The sequence below is a fragment of the Micromonospora sp. LOL_024 genome (genome assembly GCF_048060415.1).
GTDB lineage: Bacteria > Actinomycetota > Actinomycetes > Mycobacteriales > Micromonosporaceae > Micromonospora.
This window is the reverse complement of sequence record NZ_JBHMIS010000238.1, coordinates 1-224: the sequence shown is the minus strand read 5'-3', so window position 1 is coordinate 224 and position 224 is coordinate 1. Positions and strand designations below refer to the sequence as shown.

At 66.5% G+C, this 224-nt stretch carries 1 protein-coding gene; it reads left to right on the top strand.

Annotated elements, in window-relative coordinates; genetic code table 11:
* The coding region (locus tag ACFHWY_RS28995) for a HAMP domain-containing protein (protein ID WP_416583399.1) at positions 1 to 224 on the top strand (224 nt) is incomplete at both ends.

Here is a 224-nt window from a genome sequence, read left to right as displayed (position 1 = left end):
CGACGAGGTGACCCGGGTGGCCCGTGAGGTGGGTACCGAGGGCAAGTTGGGTGGCCAGGCCGAGGTCAAGGGGGTCTCGGGCACGTGGCGGGACCTGACCGGCAACGTGAATTCGATGGCGTCGAACCTGACCAGCCAGGTGCGGAACATCGCTTCGGTCACCACGGCGGTGGCGAAGGGTGACCTGTCGCAGAAGATCACGGTTGACGCCCGGGGTGAGATTC